At 60.1% G+C, this 21,604-nt stretch carries 18 protein-coding genes; 10 read left to right on the top strand and 8 right to left on the bottom strand.

Annotation, left to right across the window (positions count from 1 at the left end; translation table 11 throughout):
• The first annotated feature begins 118 nt into the window (after window positions 1–118).
• The 6 genes from hrpA to AC1Z1G_RS07240 all read left to right on the top strand — a co-directional run bounded on the left by hrpA (window position 119) and on the right by AC1Z1G_RS07240 (window position 9,314).
• Window positions 119–4,030, top strand: coding sequence for an ATP-dependent RNA helicase HrpA (hrpA, locus tag AC1Z1G_RS07215; RefSeq protein WP_483626029.1), 3,912 nt, complete (start codon window positions 119–121; stop codon window positions 4,028–4,030).
• A 306-nt stretch (window positions 4,031–4,336) separates the two neighbouring features.
• The gene (locus AC1Z1G_RS07220; protein WP_483626031.1) at window positions 4,337–5,458 is read left to right on the top strand and encodes a beta-ketoacyl-ACP synthase III; all 1,122 of its coding nucleotides are present in this window, start codon (window positions 4,337–4,339) and stop codon (window positions 5,456–5,458) included.
• 163 nt (window positions 5,459–5,621) lie between these two features.
• Entirely contained in the window at window positions 5,622–6,230 is a 609-nt protein-coding gene (locus AC1Z1G_RS07225) for an RNA polymerase sigma factor (protein ID WP_483626033.1), read from the top strand.
• A complete protein-coding gene (locus AC1Z1G_RS07230; protein WP_483626035.1) occupies window positions 6,224–6,460 on the top strand; it encodes an anti-sigma factor family protein in 237 nt (78 codons plus the stop codon). Before AC1Z1G_RS07225 ends, AC1Z1G_RS07230 begins: the two co-directional genes overlap by 7 nt.
• A gap of 236 nt (window positions 6,461–6,696) precedes the next feature.
• Complete coding sequence (locus AC1Z1G_RS07235) at window positions 6,697–8,040, top strand: OprO/OprP family phosphate-selective porin (protein WP_483626037.1); 1,344 nt, start codon at window positions 6,697–6,699, stop codon at window positions 8,038–8,040.
• Window positions 8,041–8,189: 149 nt separating this feature from the next.
• Window positions 8,190–9,314: a GNAT family N-acetyltransferase gene (locus tag AC1Z1G_RS07240; protein WP_483626039.1), complete on the top strand. Its 1,125-nt coding sequence runs from the start codon at window positions 8,190–8,192 to the stop codon at window positions 9,312–9,314.
• 19 nt (window positions 9,315–9,333) lie between these two features.
• Here the strand turns inward: AC1Z1G_RS07240 and aqpZ are convergent, their stop codons facing one another.
• The 5 genes from aqpZ to AC1Z1G_RS07265 all read right to left on the bottom strand — a co-directional run bounded on the left by aqpZ (window position 9,334) and on the right by AC1Z1G_RS07265 (window position 14,459).
• Window positions 9,334–10,032 (bottom strand): aquaporin Z, encoded by a 699-nt coding sequence (aqpZ, locus tag AC1Z1G_RS07245; RefSeq protein WP_483626041.1) that lies wholly within the window; start codon window positions 10,030–10,032, stop codon window positions 9,334–9,336.
• A 192-nt stretch (window positions 10,033–10,224) separates the two neighbouring features.
• Entirely contained in the window at window positions 10,225–12,057 is a 1,833-nt protein-coding gene (locus AC1Z1G_RS07250; protein ID WP_483626043.1) for an ABC transporter ATP-binding protein, read from the bottom strand.
• An 80-nt stretch (window positions 12,058–12,137) separates the two neighbouring features.
• Entirely contained in the window at window positions 12,138–12,701 is a 564-nt protein-coding gene (locus AC1Z1G_RS07255; protein ID WP_483626045.1) for a peptidylprolyl isomerase, read from the bottom strand.
• A gap of 3 nt (window positions 12,702–12,704) precedes the next feature.
• Window positions 12,705–13,508 (bottom strand): alpha/beta fold hydrolase, encoded by an 804-nt coding sequence (locus AC1Z1G_RS07260; protein WP_483626047.1) that lies wholly within the window; start codon window positions 13,506–13,508, stop codon window positions 12,705–12,707.
• 27 nt (window positions 13,509–13,535) lie between these two features.
• Window positions 13,536–14,459: a PA3225 family LysR-type transcriptional regulator gene (locus tag AC1Z1G_RS07265; protein ID WP_483626049.1), complete on the bottom strand. Its 924-nt coding sequence runs from the start codon at window positions 14,457–14,459 to the stop codon at window positions 13,536–13,538.
• A gap of 49 nt (window positions 14,460–14,508) precedes the next feature.
• Here AC1Z1G_RS07265 and AC1Z1G_RS07270 point away from each other — a divergent pair, with 49 nt between their 5' ends.
• The 3 genes from AC1Z1G_RS07270 to AC1Z1G_RS07280 all read left to right on the top strand — a co-directional run bounded on the left by AC1Z1G_RS07270 (window position 14,509) and on the right by AC1Z1G_RS07280 (window position 16,811).
• Complete coding sequence (locus tag AC1Z1G_RS07270) at window positions 14,509–14,823, top strand: 3-phosphoglycerate kinase (RefSeq protein WP_483626051.1); 315 nt, start codon at window positions 14,509–14,511, stop codon at window positions 14,821–14,823.
• A gap of 175 nt (window positions 14,824–14,998) precedes the next feature.
• Window positions 14,999–15,598 carry an FMN-dependent NADH-azoreductase gene (locus AC1Z1G_RS07275; RefSeq protein ID WP_483626053.1) on the top strand — a complete coding sequence of 200 codons (600 nt, stop codon included), beginning with the start codon at window positions 14,999–15,001 and terminating at the stop codon, window positions 15,596–15,598.
• A gap of 346 nt (window positions 15,599–15,944) precedes the next feature.
• Window positions 15,945–16,811, top strand: coding sequence for a carboxylate/amino acid/amine transporter (locus tag AC1Z1G_RS07280; RefSeq protein WP_483626054.1), 867 nt, complete (start codon window positions 15,945–15,947; stop codon window positions 16,809–16,811).
• Window positions 16,812–16,918: 107 nt separating this feature from the next.
• Here AC1Z1G_RS07280 and AC1Z1G_RS07285 read toward each other — a convergent pair whose 3' ends face one another.
• On the bottom strand, window positions 16,919–18,217 hold the full coding sequence (locus AC1Z1G_RS07285; RefSeq protein WP_483626056.1) for a mechanosensitive ion channel family protein: 1,299 nt from the start codon (window positions 18,215–18,217) through the stop codon (window positions 16,919–16,921).
• A gap of 192 nt (window positions 18,218–18,409) precedes the next feature.
• On the opposite strand from AC1Z1G_RS07285, the gene AC1Z1G_RS07290 reads away from it, so the two are divergent.
• Window positions 18,410–19,756 carry a DEAD/DEAH box helicase gene (locus tag AC1Z1G_RS07290; RefSeq protein WP_483626057.1) on the top strand — a complete coding sequence of 449 codons (1,347 nt, stop codon included), beginning with the start codon at window positions 18,410–18,412 and terminating at the stop codon, window positions 19,754–19,756.
• A 62-nt stretch (window positions 19,757–19,818) separates the two neighbouring features.
• On the opposite strand, the gene AC1Z1G_RS07295 is transcribed toward AC1Z1G_RS07290, so the two are convergent.
• Both AC1Z1G_RS07295 and AC1Z1G_RS07300 read right to left on the bottom strand, forming a co-directional pair.
• Complete coding sequence (locus AC1Z1G_RS07295; protein ID WP_483626058.1) at window positions 19,819–20,427, bottom strand: hypothetical protein; 609 nt, start codon at window positions 20,425–20,427, stop codon at window positions 19,819–19,821.
• Window positions 20,428–20,436: 9 nt separating this feature from the next.
• Window positions 20,437–21,036, bottom strand: a complete 600-nt coding sequence (locus AC1Z1G_RS07300) for a papain-like cysteine protease family protein (RefSeq protein WP_483626060.1) — start codon at window positions 21,034–21,036, stop codon at window positions 20,437–20,439.
• Window positions 21,037–21,604 lie beyond the last annotated feature (568 nt).

Genomic DNA, 21,604 nt, shown 5'->3' on the forward strand with positions numbered 1-21,604 from the left:
TCCCCTCTCCCCCTGTGAGAGGGTTAGGGTGAGGGCAGCAATCTCCCTGACACTCCAAACATCCCCTAAATCTGCGACAATCGCCCCCCTGCGCCACTAGACGACCTTTGCGTACCTGATGACTGACGAATCGCCTTCCATCGACAAACTGCTGAAAAACCTTGATCACGCCATGCTCGCCGACCGCCACCGGCTACGGCGCCAGTTGCTCGAGCTGCGCAAGAAGCCTGACGAGGCCAAGCTGGCCTTGTGGGTGGCGCGCATGCAGGCGTCCTGCGATCAGGTGTTGGCGCGGCGCGCCAGCCTGCCGGTGATTCGTTACGACGACAGCCTGCCTATCGCCGCCAAGCGTGACGAAATCAAGGACGCGCTGCTCAAGCATCAGGTGCTGATCATCGCGGGCGAAACCGGCTCGGGTAAAACCACCCAGTTGCCGAAGATCTGCCTGGAAATCGGTCGCGGCCAGCACGGCCTGATCGGTCACACCCAGCCACGCCGGATCGCCGCACGCAGTGTCGCCAGCCGGGTAGCCGAAGAACTGGCCACACCGCTGGGTGCACTGGTCGGCTATCAGGTGCGGTTCGAGGACCAGAGCGATTCCAACACCCTGATCAAGCTGATGACCGACGGCATCCTGCTGGCGGAAACCCAGAACGACCGCTACCTCGAACGCTACGACACGATCATCGTCGACGAAGCCCACGAACGCAGCCTGAACATCGACTTCCTGCTCGGTTACCTGAAAACCCTGCTGCCGCGCCGCCCGGACCTGAAAGTCATCATCACTTCGGCGACCATCGATCTGGAGCGCTTTTCGAAGCACTTCGATGATGCGCCGATTGTCGAGGTCTCCGGCCGGACCTTCCCGGTGGACACCTGGTATCGCCCGCTGACCCTGGAGCAGGACGAAGAGGGCAACCGCGTCGAGGACGACCTGACCGTGGATCAGGCGATCATCGCGACCCTCGATGAAATCGCCGCGTTTGAACGCAGCGAGCGCCGCAGTCCAGGTGATGTGCTGGTGTTCTTGCCGGGCGAGCGCGAGATTCGCGACGCGGCGGACATGTTGCGCAAGGCCCAACTCAAGCACACCGAAATCCTGCCGCTGTACGCACGCCTTTCACCGGCCGAGCAGCAGCGGATTTTCCAGTCGCACCCAGGCCGGCGCGTCGTCCTGGCGACCAACGTTGCGGAAACCTCGCTGACTGTGCCGGGCATTCGCTACGTGATCGACAGCGGCACCGCACGCATCAGCCGCTACAGCTACCGCGCCAAGGTTCAGCGTTTGCCGATCGAGGCCATCTCCCAGGCCAGCGCCAACCAGCGTAAAGGTCGTTGCGGGCGGGTCGAGCCGGGGATTTGCATCCGCCTGTACAGCGAAGAAGACTTTATCGGCCGCCCGGAATTTACCGACCCGGAGATTCTGCGCACCAACCTCGCGGCGGTGATTTTGCAGATGCTCCATCTGCGCCTCGGCGAAATCACCGATTTCCCTTTTATCGAGCCGCCGGATGGCAAAGCCATCAGCGACGGTTTCAACCTGCTGCAAGAACTCTCGGCGGTGGACCGCAACAGCCAGTTGACCCCACTGGGTCGAAATCTGGCGCGGTTGCCGGTGGACCCGCGCATGGGCCGGATGTTGCTGGAAGCGGCGAAGCTCGGCAGCTTGCAGGAAGTACTGATCGTCGCCAGTGCCATGTCGATCCAGGACCCGCGCGAGCGTCCGCCGGAGCGCCAGCAAGCAGCCGATCAGGCCCACGCCCAATGGAAAGACGTGGACTCGGACTTCGCCGGGCTGGTCAATCTGTGGCGCGGTTTTGAAGAACAGCGCCAGGCCCTGACCGCCAGCCCGCTGCGCAACTGGTGCCGCAAGAATTTCCTGAATTACTTGCGCCTGCGCGAGTGGCGCGACTCCCATCGTCAGTTGAGCCTGATCTGCCGCGACATGCAGTTGAGCCTGAACAAAGAGCCTGCGGATTACCCGAAACTGCACAAAGCGGTGCTGTCCGGTTTGCTCAGCCAGATCGGCCAGAAAACCGAAGACGGCGATTACCTGGGCGCCCGTCAGCGACGCTTCTGGATTCACCCGTCATCGGGCCTGGGCAAGAAGCGCCCGCAATGGCTGATGACCGCCGAACTGGTGGAAACCACCAAGCTCTATGCGCGCATGGTGGCCAAGATCGAGCCGGACTGGATCGAACCGCTGGCCGGGCACCTGATCAAGAAAAACCACTTCGAACCGCATTGGGAGAAAAAACGCGGGCAGGTGGTGGCCTACGAGCAGATCACCTTGTTCGGGTTGATCGTGGTCGGTCGCCGGCCGGTGCATTACGGGCCGATCGACCCCGCCACCTCGCGTGAACTGTTTATCCGCGAAGCGCTGGTGCGCGGCGAGATTCAATCCAAAGCCAAATGCCTGACGGCCAATACGCAGTTGCTGGAACAACTCGACGAACTGGAGGCCAAGGCCCGCCGTCGGGACATTCTGGCGGACGAAGAAACCCTGTTCGCCTTCTACGATGCGCGACTGCCGGCCGAGATCCACCAGACCGCGACCTTCGACAGCTGGTATCGGGTCAACAGTCAGAAAGACCCGCAGTTGCTGATCATGCGCGAAGAAGACGTGCTGGCCCGCGAAGCCAGCGAAGTCACCGCCGCGCATTACCCGGACACTCTGCGCCTGGGCGATCTGACCCTGCCGTTGAGTTACCACTTCGAGCCCAACCATCCCCGCGATGGCGTGACCTTGCGCGTACCGGCACCGCTGTTGCCGGCGCTACCGCAGGAACGATTGGAATGGCTGGTGCCAGGGGTGATCGAAGCCAAGTGCATCGCGCTGGTGCGCAACCTGCCCAAGGCCTTGCGCAAGAATTTTGTGCCGGTGCCGGACTTCGTCAAAGCCGCGTTGCAGCGCATCACCTTCGCCGACGGTTCACTGCCGCAGGCGCTGGGTCGCGAGCTGTTGCGCATGACCGGTGCACGGGTCAGCGACGAGGCCTGGACGGAAGCGGCGCAGCAGGTCGAAAGCCATCTGCGCATGAACCTGGAAATCGTCGACGGCCAGGGCAAGTTCCTCGGCGAAGGCCGTGACCTGGCTGAGCTGACTGCACGTTTCGCCGAGGCCAGCCAGGCTGCATTGGCGGTGCCGCAGACGGCGAAAAGCCAACAGCCGGTGGAGGCCAAAGTCTTCGCCGCTGTGGCCGAGAAAACCCAACAGAAGATTGCCGGGCTGTCGATGACGGTCTACCCGGCATTGGTGGAAGAGGCCGGTACGGTCAAGGAAGGGCGTTTTTCGACCCTTGCCGAGGCCGAGTTCCAGCACCGTCGGGCCTTGCAGCGCTTGCTCATGCAACAACTGGCGGAGCCGGCGAAGTTCCTGCGCGGCAAGTTGCCGGGGCTCACCGAGCTGGGCCTGATGTACCGCGAACTGGGGCGCATCGAGAGCCTGGTGGAAGACATTCTGCTGGCCAGCCTCGACAATTGCATCCTCGATGGCGAAGCCAGTTTGCCGCGTGACGGCGCTGGTTTGGCCTCGCTGGCCGAGCGCAAGCGCGGTGCGTGGACCGAACATGCCGAGCGTCTGGCGAAACTGACGCTGGAGATTCTCAAGCTGTGGCACGGTTTGCAGAAGCGCTTCAAAGGCAAGATCGACCTGGCGCAAGCCGTGGCCCTGAATGACATCAAGCAGCAGCTCAGTCACTTGGTGTATCCGGGCTTTGTTCGCGAAACCCCGATGCAGTGGCTCAAGGAGTTGCCACGTTATCTGAAAGCGGTCGAGCAACGCTTCGAGAAAATCGGCGCTCAGGTGCAGCGGGATCGGGTCTGGAGCGGCGAATTGTCCGGCCTCTGGACGCAATACCAGACCCGCGCCAACAAACACGCCCAGGAAGGCAAGCGCGATCCGCAGCTGGAGCTCTATCGCTGGTGGCTGGAAGAGTACCGGGTGTCGCTGTTTGCCCAGCAACTGGGGACCAAAGTGCCGATCTCTGACAAGCGCTTGAGCAAACAATGGGCCCAAGTCGAACCCTAAACCCTATGGGAGCAAACCTGCTTGCGAAGGGGCCAGAAAATTCAACATCAATGTTGACTGACACACCGCTTTCGCGAGCAGGCTCGCTCCCACGGGTCTGCCATTGTTCTTGCGACAGGGGCCAAACGCCAATGTTTATGGCAAACTTCGCGGTTATAAACATCGGCCCCGCAGGTTAGAGCCTTAGCGGCCTGGGCGGATCGGAACAAAGCGACGCCTGGTCGGTTTCCCTGACGGAATAAGACCCTTTATGTGTTGGTACGACGGTGCCAGCGCTTTCTGCCTGAACAGATTAGAGAAACGACCATGCATAACGTCGTCATCAGCGGCACCGGCCTGTACACCCCGGCCAACAGCATCTCCAACGAAGAGCTGGTGCAGTCTTTCAATGCTTACGTCGCGCAGTTCAATGCCGACAACGCCGACGCCATCGAGCGCGGCGACGTGCAGGCGCTGACCGAGTCCAGCGCAGCCTTCATCGAAAAGGCGTCCGGGATCAAAAGCCGCTTTGTCATGGACAAGGAGGGCATCCTCGACCCGCAACGCATGGCGCCACGCCTGCCGGAGCGTTCCAACGACGAATGGTCGGTGCTGTGCCAGATGGCCATCGGCGCCGCTGAACAAGCCCTGCAACGCGCCGGCAAGACCGCGGCAGACATCGACGGGGTGATTGTCGCCTGCTCCAACCTGCAACGCGCCTATCCGGCCATCGCCATCGAAGTTCAGGAAGCGCTGGGCATCGAAGGTTTCGGTTTTGACATGAACGTTGCCTGCTCCTCGGCGACCTTCGGTATCCAGGCCGCTTCCAACAGCGTGCAACTGGGTCAGGCCCGGGCGATCCTGATGGTCAACCCGGAAGTCTGCACCGGGCACCTGAACTTCCGTGACCGCGACAGCCACTTCATCTTCGGCGACGCCGCGACTGCGGTGATCATCGAACGTGCTGACCTGGCAACGTCCGAACACCAGTTCGACATCGTCAGCACCAAACTGCTGACCAAGTTCTCCAACAACATTCGCAACAACTTCGGCTTCCTCAACCGCGCTGCGGAAGAGGGCATCGGTGCGCGTGACAAGCTGTTCGTCCAGGAAGGCCGCAAGGTGTTCCGCGACGTTTGCCCGATGGTTGCGGAACTGATCGGCACGCACCTGGAAGAGAACGCGCTCAACGTCAGCGACGTGAAGCGTTTCTGGCTGCACCAGGCCAACCTCAGCATGAACCACCTGATCGTCAAGAAACTGCTGGGCCGCGAAGCCACCGAAGAAGAAGCCCCGGTGATTCTCGACACCTATGCCAACACCAGTTCGGCGGGTTCGGTGATCGCGTTTCATAAAAACCAGGACGACTTGCCCTCTGGCGCGCTGGCAGTGCTCAGCTCCTTCGGGGCCGGGTATTCGATTGGCAGCGTGATCCTGCGTAAACGCTGATCGCAGTGTGAATCCCTTGTGGCGAGGGAGCTTGCTCCCGCTCGGCTGCACAGCAGTCGTAAAAGGGTCGCAGTGTTCTACCTGCTAAACCGCGGTTGCCGATTTTGGGACCGCTTCGCGCTCCAGCGCGAGCAAGCTCGCTCGCCACAGGAAATCAGCGTTGATGACTGACGACACGCAATTGCTTGAGCGCCTGTTGGCGGGTGAGCAACGGGCCTATAAGGAATTGGTCGGTACTTACCAGAGCGCGATGCGGGCGGTGGCCTATGCCATTGTCGGTAGCCGTAACGCCGACGAGGTGGTGCAGGATGCCTGGCTCTCCGTGGTGCGCAATCTGGCGGGCTTTCAGGGGCGTTCGAGCCTCAAGACCTGGCTGTTGACCATTACTGCCAACGCGGCAAAAAACCGCTACAAGCAAAACCGTCGGGAAGTGCTGATGGACGACTTGCCGTCGCCCCACGGGACCATCGATGACGATCGTTTCTCGGCCGGCGATGGTCACTGGCTGGTGGCGCCGTTTGCCTGGCACCAGGACACCCCGGACGCCTTGCTGACCGAGGACGAACTGCGCGAATGCCTGGAAAAAACCCTGCTCAGCCTGCCCGAGTTGCAAAGCAGCGTGTTGCTGTTACGTGACCGTCAGGGACTTGAACTGGAAGAGATCTGTAATCTTCTGGAGATCTCGCTCTCCAATGTCCGGGTGCTGCTGCACAGGGCACGGTTGAAGGTCTTCGCGACCGTCGAGCACTTTGAGGAGTCTGGTCAATGCTGACGTGTAAGGAACAGGTGGCGCGCTCCAGTGATTACCTCGATGGCCAGTTGAGCTTTCGGGAGCGGCTGATGGTGCGTCACCATTTGATGTTTTGCCCCAATTGCCGGCGCTTCATCCGGCAAATGCGCCTGATGCAGGCGACCTTGCGCGTCCTGCCCGAAGAACCGGTTCCCGGTGTCGACGAACTTGCTGAACGTTTGGCCGCCGAACGTCAGAAGACCCGCGATTAACCTCAAGCGACCCATCGCCAGAAATAACGCAATCGCTCTAGCTTGAGGCTTTTCGCTTGAAGCTTGAGGTTGCCGTTGTTTTATTCCTATTCGAAGTAAAAAGTTCCGCTGTCATAAAATCTTTATCTGACAGCAACCCCTCTGAAATAACCCGTCGCCAAGATTCCCTCCCAACACAAGCGGGTCAGCCCCGCGTGTTTTGAACGCTACAGACCACCAATTAGGGGAACTCTTCGATGATCCGTAAGCACTTCGCCGGTTTTGTTGCCAGCGCACTGGCAATGGCAGTGACCGCCCAGGCTTTCGCTGGCACCGTCACCACTGATGGCGCCGATATCGTAGTCAAAACCAAGGGCGGCCTCGAAGTCGCAACCACCGACAAAGAATTCAGCTTCAAACTGGGTGGTCGCTTGCAGGCGGACTACAGCCAGTTCGATGGGATTTACACCAAGAACGGCGATACCGCTGACGCCGCTTACTTCCGTCGTGCGTTCCTGGAACTGTCCGGCGTGCTGTACACGGATTGGGCCTACACCATCAACTACGATTTCTCCCACAACACCGGCGACTCCGACAACGGCTACTTCGACGAAGCGTCGCTGGCCTACAACGGTTTCAAACCGGTGTCGATCAAGGTCGGTCGTTTCGACCCGGACTTCGGCCTGGAAAAAGCCACCAGTTCCAAGTGGGTCACCGCGCCGGAACGTAACATGGCTTACGACATGGTCGACTGGGCCAACAGTCACCAGAACGGTCTGGGCCTGCAGGCTTCCGGCACGTTCGCGGACTCGTTCTATGCCTCCGCAGGCGTGTTCAGCAAAGACACTGACGACACCGATGGCAACAGCATCAAGCAGGTCAACGGCCGCTTCGTCTTCGCCCCGATGCACGATGCCGGCAACGTCCTGCACTTTGGTGTGAACGTCGCCTCGCGCGATGTGTCCGACACGGCGTTCGACTCGCGTTACCGCACCCGGATGGGCATGCGTGGCGTTGACACCCTGGGCGGCAACGATGCCGGCACCAACGGCAACCGTCCGGTGCTGGGCGGCAGCTCGGCCTCGCCGGCAGGTTCCTATGACCGTGACACGGCATTGGGCCTTGAGGCGGCATTCGCCATGGGCCCGGCTTCGATCCAGGGTGAATACATCACCCGCACCACCAAGGCAGACGCCAAGAACCTGGACGATATCAAAGGCCATGGTTTCTACGTACAGGGCGCTTACACCCTGACCGGTGAATCGCGCGGCTACAAAGTCGGCAAGTTCGACGCCATCAAGCCGGCCAACAAAGCCCTTGGTGCCTGGGAGCTGTTTTACCGTTACGACAGCCTGACGGTCGAAGACGACAACATCACCACCGCCAGCCTGACCCGTGATGTCGGCGATGCCGAAGCCAAGGTCCACACGCTGGGCGTCAACTGGTATGCCAACGAAGCCGTGAAAATCTCCGCGGCGTACCTCAAGGCCAAGACTGACAACGTGACCAACGCCACGGCAGCCAGCGGCACCACCCCGGCGCGCCGCACGGGCGATGACAACGGTGACGGCTTCGTCGTCCGCGCTCAGTACGTGTTCTAAGTACCGCATTACAGCACCCAGAGCTCTTTCTTCATCCGTTAAAGCTCCCTCGTTTTTGACCCCGCTCCGGCGGGGTTTTTTTATTTCGGCAAGGCCTGAGGATCGGCGATACTCGGCGGGTCTGTGGGCAACAACCGTCGAGGATCACGATGCCGCTACACGTTCTGGACAGTCTGTCCGCCATCGCACCTCATGAGTGGGACGCATTGGTGCCCCAGGCTCAGCCGTTTCTGTGCCATGCATTCCTGAGTGCGCTGGAAGACAGCGGCAGCCTGGGGGAGCATTCCGGTTGGCGGCCCGAGCACCTGCTGCACATCGAAGACGGTCGGGTGCTGGCAGCATTGCCCGGTTACCGCAAATGGCACTCCTACGGTGAATACGTCTTTGACCATGCCTGGGCCGATGCCTGTGAGCGTGCCGGGATCGACTATTACCCCAAGCTGCTGAGCGCCGTGCCGTTCAGCCCCGTCAGCGGGCCGCGCTTGTTGGTGGCAGCGGGGCAGGACGGCGTTGAACTGCTCAAGAGCGTGCCGGGGTATCTGGAGATCGAAGGGCTGTCCAGCGCCCACATCAACTTCACCGACCCGTTCACCGATGCCGTGCTGAGCGGGCAGCCGGGGTGGCTGCAACGTGTCGGTTGTCAGTATCACTGGCAGAATCGCGGTTACCGGGACTTTCAGGACTTCCTCGACGCCTTGAGTTCGCGCAAGCGCAAACAGATGCGCAAGGAGCGTGAGCAAGTGGCGGGGCAGGGCATCGATTTCGAATGGCTGGAGGGGCATCAACTCGATCAGGCGCAGTGGGATTTTGTCTACGCCTGCTACGCCAATACCTACGCGGTGCGCAGGCAAACGCCGTACCTGACGCGGGCGTTTTTCAGCCTGTTGGCCGAGCGCATGCCGGAAGCGATTCGCGTGGTCCTGGCCAAGCAAGGCTCACGCCCGGTGGCCATGGCCTTCAGCCTGGTGGGGGGCGAGAGTTTTTACGGGCGCTATTGGGGGTGTGTGGCGGAGTTTGATCGCCTGCATTTCGAAACCTGTTTTTATCAGGGCATGGACTACGCCATCGCTCACGGTTTCCAGCGGTTTGACGCCGGTGCCCAGGGCGAACACAAGTTGATCCGTGGTTTTGAGCCGGTGATCACCCATTCCTGGCATTACTTGCGGCATGCCGGGTTGAAGGCGGCGGTGAATGATTTTCTCACCCGGGAGCGTGCCGGGGTGCTGGCTTACGCTGAGGAAGCGAGGACCGCCTTGCCGTATCGGCAGGACTGATCCTCGCCGCCCTCAGGTTTTAGCTGTCTTCCTTGCCCAGCCAGCGGTAGGTGATCGCGCCGATGACCGCACCGAGAATCGGCGCCAGCCAGAACAGCCACAGTTGCTGGATCGCCCAACCGCCGACGATCAGCGCCGGGCCAGTGCTGCGGGCCGGGTTGACCGAGGTGTTGGTGACCGGAATCGAGATCAGGTGGATCAGCGTCAGCGCCAGGCCAATGGCAATCGGCGCCAGGCCGGCCGGCGCACGTTTGTCGGTGGCGCCGAGGATGATCAGGATGAACATCGCGGTCATCACCAGCTCAGTGACGAACCCCGCCGCCATCGAGTAGCCGCCGGGCGAGTGTTCGCCGTAACCGTTGGATGCCAGCCCACCGGCCAGTTCGAAGCCGGGTTTTCCACTGGCGATGAAGTACAGCAGCGCGGCAGCGATCACCCCGCCCAGCACTTGGGCGACGATGTAGGCCGGCAGTTCCTTGGCCGGGAACCGCCCGCCGACCACCAGCCCGACCGACACCGCCGGGTTGAGATGGCAACCCGAGATGTGGCCAATGGCGAAGGCCATGGTCAGTACCGTCAGGCCGAAGGCCAGGGCCACACCGAGCAGGCCGATCCCCACATTGGGGAACGCTGCCGCCAGCACCGCACTGCCGCAACCGCCCAACACCAGCCAAAACGTGCCCAACAATTCTGTAGCCGAACGTTTGAGTAAAGACATGAATGTGTCCTGTCAAGTTAACGCTGCCGTTGTGCATCCAGCAGATGGACTACAGAACCATCTCCAGAACCTAGCCTGAGTACAGCAGGGATTTTCTGGAATTCCAGTCAGGCAAAAAAACGCCAGAGGCCCTGATCAGGGGCTCTGGCGGTTATCGCTGAACTAATGTGGGAGCGGTGTCGATCACAGGTCTCAATCGATCCCGACAAACCCCCCGGTCTGGTGTTGCCACAATCGCGCGTACAAACCGCCATGGGCCAGCAGTTCGGCGTGGCTGCCGCTTTCGGCAATCCGGCCTTTTTCCAGCACCACCAGGCGATCCATGCGTGCGATGGTCGAGAGCCGGTGTGCGATGGCGATCACGGTCTTGCCCTGCATCAGGGTTTCCAGGCTTTCCTGGATCGCCGCTTCGACTTCAGAGTCCAGCGCCGAGGTGGCTTCGTCCATGATCAGAATCGGCGCATCCTTGAGCAGCACCCGGGCGATAGCGATCCGCTGGCGTTGGCCACCGGAGAGTTTCACGCCACGTTCACCGACATGGGCGTCGAAACCGCTGCGGCCCTGGGCGTCCGACAACTGCGGGATGAACTCGTCGGCGCGGGCCTTGCGCACGGCTTCCCAGAGTTCTTCGTCGGTGGCGTCGGGTTTGCCGTAAAGCAGGTTGTCGCGGATCGAACGGTGCAGCAGCGAGGTGTCCTGGGTGATCATGCCGATGCGCTCGCGCAGGCTTTCCTGGGCCACCTCGCAGATGTTCTGGCCATCGATCAGGATCTGCCCTTCCTGCACGTCATAGAGGCGCAACAGCAGGTTGACCAGGGTCGATTTGCCTGCCCCCGACGGGCCGATCAAACCGATTTTTTCACCGGGTTTGATGGTCAGGTTGAGGTCGCTGATGATTCCGCTCTTTTTGCCGTAGTGGAACGCCACATGCTCGAAGCGCACTTCGCCACGGGGCACTTGCAGGCGTGGCGCCTGCTCGCGGTCGGTGACGCTGACCGGTTGGGCGATGGTTTTCAGGCCGTCCTGGACCATGCCGATGTTTTCGAAGATGCCGTTGACCACCCACATGATCCAGCCTGACATGTTGACGATGCGGATCACCAGGCCTGTCGCCAGCGCAATCGCGCCCACCGAGATCAGTGACTGGGTCCACAGCCATAGGGCGAGGGCCGTGGTGGTGACGATCAGCAAGCCGTTCATGCTGGTGATGACCACGTCCATGCTGGTGACCACGCGGCCAGCCAGTTGGGTCTTCTCAGTCTGTTCTTCGATGGCTTCGCGGGCGTACTGCTGCTCGTAATGGGTGTGGGCGAACAGCTTCAGCGTGGTGATGTTGGTGTAGCCGTCGACGATGCGCCCCATCAATTTCGAGCGTGCATCGGAAGACACCACCGAGCGCTCCTTGACCCTGGGCACGAAGTAGCTCAAGGCACCGATGTAGCAGACGATCCAGATCAGCAGCGGGATCATCAGGCGCCAGTCGGCTTCGGCGAACAGCACCAGTGAGCTGATGGCGTAGATCACCACGTGCCACAGCGCGTCGACCGCTTGCACCGCGGAGTCGCGCAGGGAGTTGCCGGTTTGCATGATGCGCTGGGCGATGCGCCCGGCGAAATCATTCTGAAAGAAATTGAGGCTCTGTTTGAGCACGTAACTGTGGTTTTGCCAGCGAATCATGCTGGTCATGCCGGGGCTCAATGTTTGATGCACCAGCAGGTCATGCAGGCCAAAAAATACCGGCCGCAGTATCAGCGCCACCACCGTCATCCACGCCAGTTCGACGCCATGGTCCTTGAAGAAATCGGGATTGGGTGTGCCCTGTGCGAGGTCGATGATGCGGCTCAGGTAGCTGAACAGCGCCACTTCAATCAAGGCAGCAAACAGCCCGACCACCAGCAGGGCGGCAAAGCTCGGCCAGACTTGGCGCAGGTAGTAGGTATAGAAAGGGAGAACACGGTCCGGTGGAGCGGCGCTCGGGGCGTCACGGAAAATGTCGATCAGTTTTTCGAAACGACGATAGAGCATCAGATAAACGCCCGTGTACGGGCTCTCCTTATGGATGTGAGCGACGCTCGATATCGGCGTCGCTCAAAACTACCCACGCATTAGTCGATGCGCTTGGCCGACTTTATCAGCACCGGGTCGACAGGCACATTCTGCATGCCTTGTTTGGTGGTGGTCCGGGAGTTGACGATGATGTCCACCACGTCCATGCCTTTGACCACTTTGGCGAATACTGCGTAACCGGCATCACGGCCCGGGTCGAGGAACGCGTTGTCCGCCACGTTGATGAAGAACTGGCTGGTGGCCGAATCCGGGTTCGAGGTACGGGCCATCGACAGGGTGCCACGTACGTTATGCAGGCCGTTGCTGGCTTCGTTCTTGATCGGCGCGTTGGTGTCTTTTTGCTGCATTTGCTGGGTGAAACCGCCGCCCTGAACCATGAAGCCCGGGATCACACGGTGGAAAATGGTGTTGGTATAAAAGCCCTTGTCGACGTACTCAAGGAAGTTTTTGGTACTGATCGGCGCCTTGACCGGGTCCAGTTCGATTTCGATCTGGCCATTGGTGGTGTCCAGCAACACGTGTGGTGCCTTGGCGGGCGTGGCGGCCATCAGGTTGGTGGTGAACAGAACTACGCCTGTGAAGAGGGCGATTTTTTTCAGCATGGTTCAGTGATCCTGGGTAGTGGTGTCGACTGTGGTTAGAAAGTGCAGCAGGGTTTGGTTGAAGCAGTGCGGCTGATCCAGCGGGGTGGCGTGACGCGAATCGTCGATCACCACCAGCCGGGCATCGGGCAGCAGTTTTACATAGGTTTCTTTCAGCGCCACGGGCGTGTAATCGCGGTCGGCGCTGACGATCAGGGTTGGACAGGTAACCCGTGAAAGTCGTTCCTGAACCCCCCAGCCAACGATGGCATCGAAGCTGGCGAGATAAGCACGTTTGTCGTTTCTTGCCCAGCGCTCGGCAATTTTTTGCCGCAAATCAGCCTGTTCAGGCTTGGGGAACAGCCTGGCGCCCAGTGCCTTGCCAATGGTGGCGAGGCTGAGCAGGCGCATCAGGCTCCAGCGCTTGAACCATTGCCAGGCATCACTGGCCGTGCGGATTTTGACTTCAGGGGCGCTGTTGACGATGCACAGGCTCTTGAGCAACGCCGGCTGATCGACCGCCAGTTGAAAGCCGATCATGCCACCCATCGACAGCCCGACCACGTGTGCCGGGCCCAGTTGCAAATGCTCGATCAACGCGATCAGGTCGGCGCTGAAGCTGGCGATGCTGTAGCGTTCCCGGGGTTTGTCGGAGCGGCCATGGCCGCGCACATCGGGAATGATCAACCGATAGCGCGCCGACAGTTCGGCAATCTGCATTTCCCAATCCAGCGTGCTGGAGCCCAGGCCGTGCACCAAAATCAACGGGGTGCCGTGGCCATATTCTTCGTAGTGCAGGGTGCAACCTTCATGTTCGAAATAGGCCATGGCTGAACTCCTTTCAGGCCGGTGGTGTCAGGCTTGCCGGGGCGCGGCGAAGGGCGCATCCAGCGGTGCGGTGTCAAAGGTACGCAGCAGCTCGACGAGAATCTGCGTGGCCGGGCCGAGCGGCTTGTCCTTGTTCGAATACAGATAAAACGTCGGGTGCCGGCTCCCGCCCTGATCCAACGGTAGCAGCTTGAGCACGCCTTCCTTTAGTTCGCGTTCAATCATGTGCCGGGGCAGCCAGGCAAACCCCAGGCCGCTGCCGACGAAGGTGGCGGCGGTGGCCAGGCTGCCGACGGTCCAGCGTTGTTCCGCGCCGAGCCAGCCGACATCCCGTGGCTGCTGGCGGCCGGAGTCGCGGATCACCACTTGCAGTTGGCTTTCGAGGTCCTGGAAGTTCAACTCCCGGTTGAGCCGGTGCAAGGCATGTTCGGGATGGGCGACTGCGACGAACTCGACATTGCTCAACTCGGCACCCAGGTAACCCGCAATGCTGAAGCCGCTGATGGCCAGATCGGCCACGCCTTCAAGCAGCACTTCCTCGACCCCGGACAGCACTTCTTCACGCAGGCGCACGCGGCAGCCACGGCTCTGCGGCATGAACGCAGTCAGCGCGCGCACCAGCCGGGCGTTGGGGTACGCGGCATCGACCACCAGCCGCACTTCAGCTTCCCAGCCTTGTTCCATGTGGTGCGCCAGGTCTTCGAGCTGGCTGGCCTGTTTCACCAGTTGCCGGGAGCGGCGCAGTAGCACGCCGCCCGCCTCGGTGAGCACGGCCTTGCGCCCGTCGATGCGCAGCAACGGCACGCCGAGCTGGTCCTGCATGCGGGCCACGGTGTAGCTCACGGAAGACTGGGAGCGGTGCAGCGCTTCGGCCGCCTGGGCAAAACCGCCGTGGTCGACCACCGCTTGCAGCGTTCGCCATTGATCCAGGGTCACGCGGGGCGCTTTCATGATGAGCTCCTCTTGTCCTAAGCTGGCAGCTCTTACTGGAGGCTGCCGAATGAAAAAGTTCTGTGTTGTGGTGCTGGCGATGTTGCCGTTGACGGCGTTTGCTTATCCGATCGAGGTTCACAAGGCGCTCAACGGGCTGAAGGTCGACTACAACGCGTATGACACCGATAACGACATCGGCTCCCTTCGGGTGAACAACTACGGTACCGTCGATGTGGCGTGCAAGGTCGTGTTCAATAACGGCCCGGAAGCGCCGCGTACCCGCAAGCTCGACATACCCGCCGGCACGCACAAAAGTGCCACCGCCAAGTTCACCCGCACTATCATCAAGCTGCGCATTGACCTGACCTGCAGCCCTAAATAGCATCAAGCTCCAGTGGGAGCGAGCCTGCTCCGGGCGGCGATCCCATAGGGAATGCTCTGCTTATAAACGAATTTATTGATGGTTTATAGCAGTTATTTGCGCTTTTTCATCGATATGACTCTGTTTAACCTCCACTCCATCGACTTACAGCATTTACCGATGGAGGCTACATCCCATGTCCCGCGTTCTGATCATCGAAAGCAGCGCCCGCCAGCAAGACTCGGTATCGCGTCAACTGACCCAAACCTTCATCAGCCAGTGGAAAGCCGCTCACCCGGCCGACCAGATCACCGTCCGTGACCTGGCCACCCATCCGGTTCCACACCTGGATGCCAACCTGCTGGGCGGCTGGATGAAACCCGCCGAGCAACGCAGCGAAACCGAACAGGCCTCGCTGGCACGTTCCAACCAGTTGACCGATGAGTTGCTGGTCGCCGATGTGCTGGTCATGGCCGCGCCGATGTATAACTTCGCGATCCCGAGCACCCTCAAGGCCTGGCTCGACCACGTACTGCGTGCCGGTGTGACCTTCAAGTACACCGACACCGGCCCGCAGGGGTTGCTCAGTGGCAAGCGTGCCTATGTGCTGACCGCTCGCGGTGGCATTTACGCCGGCAGCAGCGCCGATCACCAGGAACCGTACCTGCGCCAGGTCATGGCGTTCATTGGCATTCACGACGTCACGTTCATTCACGCCGAAGGCATGAACCTGGGCGGGGATTTCCACGAGAAGGGCCTGAACCAGGCCAACGCCAAGCTGGCGCAAGTGGCCTGAGCCGTTAATCGCCAGATAATCCCTTGATGTTCAAGTGACCTGGCGCAACCCCTTCAAGGCTCTACGCGTATCGAACCTCCCTTTGCACTTGTTGCTCCTGAGTGCTGTAGCCCGATTGAACGCTTTAGCGAGATCGGGCTTTTTTTTGCCTGGGACTGGGTGAGTTGACAGAAAACCCTGTGGGAGCGGGCTTGCTCGTGAAAGCGGTTTTCTATTCGACATTGATGTCGACTGACACGGCCTCTTCGCGAGCAAGCCCGCTCCCACTGTTGTTGGTGTGTTGGCTGACTGTTCGCGATCGCCGGCAAAACCCGCTATCGTCGCCGCCATTCAAGACGAGGCGAGCATGGGCTATCTACTTTTTGTCACGCTGATCCAGGCGTTTTCCTTCAGTTTGATCGGCGAGTACCTGGCCGGGCATGTCGACAGCTATTTCGCGGTGCTGGTGCGGGTGCTGCTGGCGGGGCTGGTATTCATTCCACTGACCCGCTGGCGTCAGGTGGAGCCGGCGTTCATGCGTGGCATGTTGCTGATCGGCGCGTTGCAGTTTGGCGTGACCTACGTCTGCCTGTACCTGAGTTTCCGGGTGCTGACGGTGCCGGAGGTCTTGCTGTTCACCATCCTTACGCCGCTGCACGTGACGTTGATCGAGGACGCTCTGAACCGTCGCTTCAACCCCTGGGCGCTGGTGGCGGCACTGGTCGCCGTGCTGGGCGCTGCGGTGATTCGTTATGACCGCATCAGCCCGGATTTCTTCATGGGTTTTATGCTGCTGCAACTGGCCAACTTCACCTATGCCGCCGGGCAAGTGTTGTACAAACACCTGGTGGCGAAGCATCCGAGCGACCTGCCGCATTACCGGCGTTTCGGCTATTTCTATCTGGGGGCGTTGGCGGTGGCGTTGCCGGCGTTCGTGCTGTTCGGCAAACAGAACTTCCTGCCTGAAGCACCGTTGCAGTGGGGCGTGCTGGTATTCCTCGGGCTGGTGTCGACCGCGTTGGGTCTGTACTGGTGGAACAAGGGCGCGTGCCTGGTGAATGGTGGGACGCTGGCGGTGATGAACAACCTGCATGTGCCGGTGGGGTTGTTGCTGAACCTGCTGATCTGGAATCAACATGAAGCGCTGGGGCGACTGATGTTTGGCGCGATGGTGATTCTGGCGGCGGTGTGGATCAGCCGGTTGGGTGTACAGAAGCAGGTGGCTGCTCACTAATCCTGTGGGAGCGGGCTTGCTCGCGAAGAGGGAGTGTCAGTCGACATAAATATTGGCTGTCATACCGCTTTCGCGAGCAAGCCCGCTCCCACAGGGGATATATGCGGCTACATCGAGCGTTTTTCCTGTTCGGGAAGATGGCTGGCACCCAATAGCGCGGGCAACATCCCCGCCCGCAAATCGTTGCCGCTGGGTTGCTGATACAGGCTCAGGCCGAACTCCGGCAACACCGCCAGCAGGTAATCGAAGATATCGCCCTGGATCCGCTCGTAATCGGCCCACGCGGTGGTGCGGGTGAAGCAGTAGATTTCCAGCGGCACGCCCTGGGCGGTGGTCTGCATCTGGCGGACCATGCAGGTCATGTTCGGCTGGATCTCTGCGTGGCTCTTCAGATACGCCAGGGCATAAGCGCGAAAGGTCCCGATGTTGGTCATCCGGCGACGGTTGGCCGACATCGCCGCGACGTTGCCCTGAGCCTCGTTCCAGGCCTTGAGTTCGGCTTGCTTGCGGTTGATGTAATCGGTCAACAGGTGCACCTGGGACAGCCTCAGCTCTTCGTCATCGCGGATGAACCGCACGCCGCTGGCGTCGATGAACAGGCTGCGCTTGATCCGTCGCCCGCCCGATTGCTGCATGCCGCGCCAGTTCTTGAACGACTCGGACATCAGCCGCCAGGTCGGGATCGAGACGATGGTCTTGTCAAAGTTCTGCACCTTGACCGTGTGCAGGGTGATGTCCACCACGTCACCGTCGGCGCCCACTTGCGGCATTTCGATCCAGTCACCGACCCGCAGCATGTCGTTGCTGGTCAGTTGCACGCTGGCGACGAACGACAGCAGGGTGTCCTTGTAGACCAACAGAATCACCGCCGACATGGCGCCCAGACCCGAGAGCAGCAACAGCGGCGAACGGTCGATCAGGGTCGCGACAATGATGATCGCCCCAAACACGAACAACACCATCTTGGCCAGTTGCACATAGCCTTTGATCGAGCGGGTGCGCGCGTGTTCGGTGCGCGCGTAGATGTCCAGCAAGGCATTGAGCAGGGCGCTCAGGGCCAGCACCAGGAACAGAATGCTGAAGGCCAGCGCGACATTGCCCAGGAATACCAGGCTGGTTTTGCTCAGGTCCGGCACCAGGTTCAGCCCGAACTGAATCACCAGCGACGGCGTCATCTGCGCCAGGCGATGAAACACTTTGTTGTGCCGCAAATCCTTGACCCAGTGCAGCGCCGGTTGTCGGCCGAGCAACTTGGCGGTGTGCAGCACCAGGTAGCGTGCCACTCGTCCGAGGACCAGCGCGACGCCCAGCAGCAACAACAGCGCCAGGCTTGAATGCAACAGCGGATGCTGATCGAGCGCACCCCAGAGGTCTTGGAGGTTGAGCCAGAGCTGTTTGAGATCCATGGGCTAAAACGATTCTTCTGTAGGACGAATGGGGGGATTAGAGCATTCAAGACACCTTAGGTCAGTCTTGAAGACAAATCAGCTAACAAAAAAGCCACTGATTGCACTCGTTTGCATAAAGAAACTCGGCCTCGGCGCTCGAAACCGTTACCCTATGCAGCTGATTTTTTGTATTTCTTCGAGGTAGCACCCGTGTTTTCCCAATTCGCCCTGCACGAACGCCTGCTCAAAGCCGTGGCCGAGCTTAAATTTGTCGAGCCAACGCCTGTGCAAGCAGCGGCTATCCCGCTCGCGCTCCAAGGGCGTGACCTGCGGGTGACTGCGCAAACCGGTAGCGGCAAAACCGCGGCCTTCGTTTTGCCGATTCTCCACCGTCTGATCGGCCCGGCCAAAGTCCGTGTCAGCATCAAGACCCTGATCCTGCTGCCGACCCGCGAACTGGCCCAACAGACCCTCAAGGAAGTTGAACGCTTTTCGCAGTTCACCTTCATCAAGTCCGGCCTGATCACCGGCGGCGAAGACTTCAAGGTCCAGGCCGCCATGCTGCGCAAGGTGCCGGACATCCTGATCGGTACGCCGGGCCGGATGATCGAGCAACTGAACGCCGGCAACCTCGACTTGAAAGAAGTTGAAGTGCTGGTGCTCGACGAAGCCGACCGCATGCTCGACATGGGCTTTGCCGAAGACGTCCAGCGTCTGGTCGACGAGTGCACCAACCGTCAGCAGACCATGCTGTTCTCTGCCACCACCGGCGGTTCGGGCCTGCGCGAGATGGTCGCCAAGGTTTTGAACAACCCTGAGCACTTGCAGCTCAACAACGTCAGCGACCTGAACGCCACTACCCGTCAGCAAATCATCACCGCTGACCACAACCAGCATAAAGAGCAGATCGTTAACTGGCTGCTGGCCAACGAGACTTACCAGAAGGCCATCGTCTTCACCAACACCCGTGCCATGGCCGACCGTATCTACGGCCGCTTGGTGGCGCAGGAGTACAAGGCGTTTGTCTTGCACGGTGAGAAAGACCAGAAGGACCGCAAACTGGCCATCGACCGTCTGAAGCAGGGCGGCGTGAAGATCCTGGTCGCCACCGACGTCGCCGCTCGCGGCCTGGACGTGGAAGGCCTGGACCTGGTGATCAACTTCGACATGCCGCGCAGCGGCGACGAATACGTTCACCGCATCGGTCGCACCGGCCGTGCCGGCAACGATGGCCTGGCGATCTCGCTGATCTGCCACGGTGACTGGAACCTGATGTCGAGCATCGAGCGCTACCTCAAGCAGAGCTTCGAGCGCCGCACCATCAAGGAAGTCAAAGGTACCTACGGCGGACCGAAAAAGGTCAAGGCTTCAGGTAAAGCCGTTGGCGTGAAGAAGAAAAAGACCGACGCCAAGGGCGACAAGAAAAAAACCGGCGCCAAGGCACCGACCAAGCGCAAGATCGCCAACCGGCCGAAGACTGACGCCCTGTCGCTGGTCAGCAAGGACGGCATGGCCCCGCTCAAGCGCCGCAAGCCAGAAGCCCCGGCTGCTGAATAACGCGCCGTAGCGATCCCATGAAAAAACCCGGACAGTGTCCGGGTTTTTTTATTTCAGCGGTGTCAATTCCCCGACAGGCCGCGGGTGTCCGCATCAAACAGCGTTTTAGCCTGTTGGGCGGCAGGGGTCAGCAAGGCGAAGATCTTTGCCACACTGTACAACTGCGTGCTTGCCAGGCTCTTGGGCGTCGGTTCGATCGGGATAATGACGTCCTCATCGGCGGCATCGACGGCATGCAGCCAGATCCCTACAAAATGCAGCGCCGACACAAACAGCACGCGCAGCTCATAGGTTTTGCCCTTCAGGCTCGCTGCGTTTTCCGCCAGGTTCAGCGCGCTGGCCGTGGCGGCGGCCATCACGCCATGGTTCAGCGCCGAGAACTCCACGTTGCCGGGCACTTCAGCCAGCTCCGCATCGGCAATCGTCTTGCCGTTTGAAACGACCAGGTAATGCCAGTTACCCAGGGCTGCATGGTGCAGGCCTTTACCTTGGGTCAGGTCTTCCAGGTTCAGTGAATACCCCCGATAAGGTCTGGAGAGACTGACGTTGCTGGCAGTCGCCTTGGCGAACTGGCTGTTGATCCCGAAGCCTTGGGTTTGCAAGGCCGCTTGAAGTGCAGGTCGCAGGGTGTGGACGCCATTGGAAGGCGCCGTAGGGTAGGTAAGTTGCATGGTGCCCTCCTAGTTTTTCCGGGTGAAGTAAGTGGTTGTCCAGTTGCCGCCGCCGTTATAAGAACCGGGGAAGGAGTTAAGTGCCCGTGTGGAGTAGCCATAGATGGAATCTGCCACGGAAACATAGTTGCCATTAGTGCCATAAAACGTCAGGAAGTGAGCACCGCCGCCATACCAGGCCACGCGCACACCAATGGGCTTGCCCTGATTGACCTGGTTCTCGATAGCCTGCAGTTGAATCCTCCCCTCGCTCATGCTGGCAAAGCTGCGGGTGGTCCTGAGGGACGAATCCAGATAGCCATAATTGTTGCAGGGACCTGGCTGATTGCAGCACGAGTTTCTACCGAGTTCAGCGTTGGCAACACCGCACTGGGTCCAGGACCCGGTGCCGTAATAGTTGCCGACAGAGGCCGAAACAGCCGCCCAACACCAGTTGGTTTGCGTTTGCTTTTGCATGGTGAAGTTGAGGTTGGCAGAGGCAAAACTTGCCTGTTCTACCGAGCTGTCAACGTCATCAAGTTCAAGGGGTACAAGATCACGGGACAAGCAATGCGGGAGTGCTTCGCCAGTGGCCGTACTGCCAAATTGTGTTTCTTCTGTGTTCAACATGTTGATCCTCCATGAATGAAAGTAAGTATTCCGTTTGAATACTTGCATCCTGTTGCCATCGCGCTGTTTACAGCGTCCGAGACATCGGCTTATGCGGTTTGCCCTGTTAGAGGGCGGGCTCCGATCGGGTCTCGATGTAACCTTAGGACTTGATATGCGTTAGCGCAAATAAATAAATGCATTTGTGCAAGTGCGCGATGATTTCAACCGGATAGACCTACAAAAAGCCTGATTTTCATGGCGGTGATGTCTTTGGGTTGAGGGGCGAACGTCTGGAAAAGTTCAGCCTGTGGCCGCAAACGTGCGGTCTAGAGCCATCGCAGAAAAAGTCAAAAACAGCTTGTTGACGCCAGAATGATGGCGCCTTAGCATCAAGCCATCATATTGATATCAGTTGTCGTTTCGAAGGATCGAACTCACCCCCATGGCCACCGTGCGCCGGGGTGTTTGTCACTGATGGGCCGCGTATTTGGGCCGCTTCCTGGCCTCGCTCTTGCGCCGTTTCGCCCCCCACTCCTTTGAAGTATTACGCCCTGCTGATGCCCTGTGTGCTTCCAGTAGCCCGACC

Source organism: Pseudomonas sp. JL27(2026) (assembly GCF_056933555.1).